Raw genomic sequence first — 3,277 nt, 5'->3', positions numbered from 1 at the left:
GCGCAATCGGTGGACGAAAAAGCCTTCGGTCCGAAGCAGCCGGTAGCCGAGAGCTTTGTAGGCAGTTCGTGTCGGCCCGTCCGGATCCTCGTGCGCGATCATAACGGAAATGGCAAAGCCCGGCCGTGCATGCTGCCGCACGATGGCATCGGCCTGTTGAGCGGCGACGTCATGGACGACCCATTCTTCGCCGCGGTAGTCGCGAGGATTCTTGCGCTCGGCGTCGCGCATCAGCCACAACGGCCCAACACGGCGGGCCACGTAAGGAAAGGTGCGGCTTCTGTCGGCACTGAAGCCATGCACGAACACTTCGATCGCCGCTTCGATCCCGCTGTTTGCCATCTTCATTTCGACAGCCTAGGGTTGGCTATCCGCTCAAGGCAATACGCCACGAGCGCTCAAGCCTATGAGAATCAGCGGCAATTTACAGTTCCTGGCCCATGCGTCAGTTCCATAATCTATCTTATGCGACTTCCTGATGTGGCGGCGATAGAGTCGCCACGGGCCTTGGATTCAGATGCGCCTCTGGTAAGAACCTCTCTCATGGAAACCCTTGAGGCTCAGAAACCCAGAGTATCGGTTCGCAAGCGTGCGGCTGCGGTCAAATCGTTTCGCTGCAAGAACTTGGTAGCCGTTGTCGAAGATCCGAATGATATCAGGAACATCGGAACGGTAATTCGAAACGCAAATGCCCTCGGCGTTGAAAGAGTCTATATCGTCGATCCACGCAAAGCACTTCCTGATGACTGGCAGCAAATGCGCCAACGGAAATCGCTTTCGGAAACGTCTGTATCAGCCGTCAAATGGACGTTTGTGAAACGATTCGACAGCACTGACGCCTGCCTCAGCCATCTGGAAAAACATGGCTTTGTGTCCGTCGTCACGTCGCCGCATATAATGGGAAAGACCAGCGTTTTCCTGCACGAGGGCGATTATACCCAGCACACCAAACTCGCTGTCTGGTTCGGCAATGAGAAACGGGGCATCAGCACCCTTGCGGTCGAGCGCAGCGAGATGTGCGTAGCAATTCCAATGTTCGGGATGATCGAGAGCCTAAACCTCGGAACCAGTTCGGGTATCGTACTCTACGAAATCGCGAAACAGCGACGCGAGTATCAGAGCAAATACCGCCGCGGTAGCCGGAAGGGAAAACGCGCTGAGCCACTACCTACTGTAATGCGTCGGGAAATTGGCGGCTTTGCTTCGAGCGAAACCGAAGGACAGACCTGAGCTGACGCGAAGCTCAACCGACCGTTGGCCGGCTCTACTTCCGTATAATGGCTCCGGATGTGCGGCTGTCGGCGGCGCGCTCGACCCGTTTCAGTTTGTGGGGCGATCTCGCCCCTACTCCAGAATGACCACGGCTTCCACCTCGAAAAGCATGGGGTCGATTGCAAGCTTGGGAACGGGAACCAGTGTCTGCGCCGGCAGCGCCTCGCCGAACATGTCCTTGACGTTCCTGGTCAACACATCGAGCTTGGACATGTCGTGGTCGACCACGAAGACCGTGAGCTTCGCCACCTGATCCGGCCTGGCGCCGATGCCCTCGAGCGCCGCATGCAAATTTGCGTAGGCCTGCTTAACCTGGACGGCGAAATCGGGTGACAAGGCTCCTGTGCTGTCTTGGCCGCCCTGCCCGGAGATGTAGGCAATCCGAGCTCCGCGCGGTGCGATCACGTCGGTGCTGTAGCCATTCGGCGACGGGTCGTAGAGCGTCTGTGGATTGACGATGGTCAGCTTGAGGTCGTTCCCAGTCGCTGTAGCCGCAGCGGAAACTGCCATGGTCATGATAATTAGCCCTCCGGTAAGCAGATGCTTGATTGCGCGTGACATGATTTCTCCTGGCTCTGCTGACTGCGAATAACGCACTCGCGGCCGGCATGAACTTTAACCAGATCGCCCATACGATGAATCGTGCGATGTACGAGTCATCGTATGGTACGTCGTACTAGTCAAGCGATCAGCGTCGACATTCCTGACGGTGCCTGCCAAAATCGACGTTCGGCCAGCAAGGAAGACAGATGGCAGCCAAACCCCGCAGTGCCAGCAAACGATCGCAACGGACAAAGCTTCCACCTATGCAGGAAGCGAGCAGCGAGCCGCCGCTGTCTCGAGAGCGTATCGTGGCGATCGCGGTGGAACTGCTGGACGCCCAGGGCATAGACGGAGTGACAATGCGTCGGCTGGCCGATCGCCTCGGCTCGGGTGTGATGAGCCTATACTGGCACGTCGACAACAAGGAGGATGTCTTTGATCTAGCACTCGATTCGGTGCTCGAATATCGCGCATCGCCCGAAACAGGTGAGTCTCCGGACTGGCGCGGAGACGTCGTTCATATGCTCGAAAGCTGGCGCGCCAGAATGTTGCGCCATCCTTGGTCGGCATCGCTGTTGCCGCGACGGGCGCTTGGCCCGAACATCCTCAGTCGCCTGGAAATGCTGAGCAAGACCTTGTCGAGAGCCGGTGTTGCGGACGCGGATCTCAACGCCGCGATTTGGTCGCTCTGGAACTATGTGATGGGCGCCACCCTCACCCGGGCAAGCTTCGACCTCTCGGAAGAAGACAGAGCAGCCGCACAGCCGCGTCTTACACATCTCAGCGAACACTACCCGACAATCGAACGCTCTCGTCTGCTGTTGGACAACGATTGGGACGGCACTTTCCGAAAAGGCCTGGACTTCCTGCTCGATGGCCTCTCGCCAAGATAGATTCCGACGGCTACGCTTGGAGCAGACCGGATGGCGCTGCTTTGCGCACGCCAGTTTGACGCAATAGCTTCCCCAATCCACATCATCACATTTGGCTCGCTGCCAAGGCGGCACAGGCAACGGGCAAGCCCGGATGCTCGATCCCATCGGCGGCGGTGGCTGGCGCGGCTGCATTGCAGCTGAATTGGTGCAACTGGCGATGTCGTTGTTACGCATTGCCAAACGCTGGCCGGAATCTCTCGATCTTTTGCGCAAACCTTTTTGCCTGACATGCGTTGTTTCCTCTCCAAGCCAAGGAGACGATCATGCAGATGAAGTCGGAAATAGCCGGTGAAGCGGCCAAGCAGCGCCATATCCAACGTGGCGTCGATGCCAAGGACAAATCGAAAGGCGATGGGAAGCAGCAAGGCGCCATGCAGGCTGGCGCCCGTGAATATCCCGAGCCCCCCTTCCCCGAGCAACATCAGCCCAAACCGGGGCACGAATGGGCACTAGAGCCGGAGCCTTTGTATGATGCGCCGTACTATCTCGGATCGAAAAAACTCGACCAAAAGGTAGCACTCATCACG

4 protein-coding genes and 2 pseudogenes are annotated in these 3,277 nt (G+C 57.9%); 4 read left to right on the top strand and 2 right to left on the bottom strand.

Annotated elements, in window-relative coordinates:
• Positions 1-348: pseudogene (locus tag EN964_RS29670) on the bottom strand (N-acetyltransferase); the annotation flags it as partial.
• A 195-nt stretch (positions 349-543) separates the two neighbouring features.
• Between EN964_RS29670 and EN964_RS29665 the strand changes: the two are divergent.
• Positions 544-1,230 (top strand): RNA methyltransferase, encoded by a 687-nt coding sequence (locus EN964_RS29665; protein ID WP_127268846.1) that lies wholly within the window; start codon positions 544-546, stop codon positions 1,228-1,230.
• 114 nt (positions 1,231-1,344) lie between these two features.
• Here the strand turns inward: EN964_RS29665 and EN964_RS29660 are convergent, their stop codons facing one another.
• Positions 1,345-1,833 (bottom strand): RidA family protein, encoded by a 489-nt coding sequence (locus EN964_RS29660; protein ID WP_127268845.1) that lies wholly within the window; start codon positions 1,831-1,833, stop codon positions 1,345-1,347.
• Positions 1,834-2,021: 188 nt separating this feature from the next.
• Between EN964_RS29660 and EN964_RS29655 the strand changes: the two genes are divergently transcribed.
• The 3 genes and pseudogenes from EN964_RS29655 to EN964_RS29645 form a co-directional block, all read left to right on the top strand.
• Entirely contained in the window at positions 2,022-2,708 is a 687-nt protein-coding gene (locus EN964_RS29655; RefSeq protein ID WP_127268844.1) for a TetR/AcrR family transcriptional regulator, read from the top strand.
• A 133-nt stretch (positions 2,709-2,841) separates the two neighbouring features.
• Entirely contained in the window at positions 2,842-3,042 is a 201-nt protein-coding gene (locus tag EN964_RS29650; protein WP_127268843.1) for a hypothetical protein, read from the top strand.
• Positions 3,014-3,277, top strand: a pseudogene (locus tag EN964_RS29645) (short-chain dehydrogenase); the annotation flags it as partial. The gene EN964_RS29650 and the pseudogene EN964_RS29645, both read left to right, overlap by 29 nt.

The organism is Mesorhizobium sp. M7A.F.Ca.CA.001.10.2.1, from assembly GCF_003998575.1.
Lineage (GTDB): Bacteria > Pseudomonadota > Alphaproteobacteria > Rhizobiales > Rhizobiaceae > Mesorhizobium.
The sequence above is the reverse complement of the archived record's forward strand: the minus strand, read 5'-3'. Positions and strand labels throughout refer to the sequence as shown.

Bases quoted from the DNA above. Each gene is read 5' to 3' on its own strand.
- EN964_RS29665 (WP_127268846.1), top strand. From the start codon at position 544: ATGGAAACCCTTGAGGCTCAGAAACCCAGAGTATCGGTTCGCAAGCGT.
- EN964_RS29660 (WP_127268845.1), bottom strand. From the start codon at position 1,833: ATGTCACGCGCAATCAAGCATCTGCTTACCGGAGGGCTAATTATCATG.
- EN964_RS29655 (WP_127268844.1), top strand. From the start codon at position 2,022: ATGGCAGCCAAACCCCGCAGTGCCAGCAAACGATCGCAACGGACAAAG.
- EN964_RS29650 (WP_127268843.1), top strand. From the start codon at position 2,842: ATGCTCGATCCCATCGGCGGCGGTGGCTGGCGCGGCTGCATTGCAGCT.